Source organism: Cupriavidus sp. SIMBA_020 (assembly GCF_046535395.1).
Classification (GTDB): Bacteria; Pseudomonadota; Gammaproteobacteria; order Burkholderiales; family Burkholderiaceae; genus Cupriavidus; species Cupriavidus campinensis.
Genome location: NZ_JAWRWU010000065.1, coordinates 1 through 476, shown reverse-complemented (window position 1 = coordinate 476; position 476 = coordinate 1). Strand labels below are relative to the sequence as shown.

The 476-nt window shown below is 65.5% G+C and carries 1 protein-coding gene; it reads right to left on the bottom strand.

The features are described 5' to 3' along the window. Positions 1-476, bottom strand: a 476-nt coding sequence (locus SB751_RS28170) for an EAL domain-containing protein (protein ID WP_410748805.1), incomplete at both ends; no start/stop codon positions are given.

The window sequence follows — 476 nt, the reverse complement described above, 5'->3', positions numbered from 1 at the left end:
CCCGCGGATCGCGAGTTCGCGCAGCAGGATGCCGATCTCCTCGCGGGTGTTCATCGCCATGCTCTCGAGAAGCTCCAGCTGCAGGCATTTGGTCGGCAACGCGGTTTCGCTGAGGATGGTCGTCAGGTCGCTGAGAAAATGGTCAGTGAAACACTGGCGCGCCGACACGTTCACCGACACGCGCCCGAACACGAAGCCTTTGTCGAGCCAGCGGCGCGCCTGGCGGCAGGCTTCGTGCAGCACCCACCTGCCGATCGGGACGATCAGCGCCGATCGCTCCGCGAGCCCGATGAAGTCGCCCGGCGGCACCAAACCCCTGCTCGGATGCAACCAGCGCAGCAGCGCCTCCACGCCGACGATCCGGCCGCTGGCCAGATCGTATTGCGGCTGGTAGAACAGGCGGAATTCATTCTGCTCGAGCGCGCGGTGCAACTCGCCGAGCGTCTCCAGCTGCTCGATCGCCGACGACGTCATCT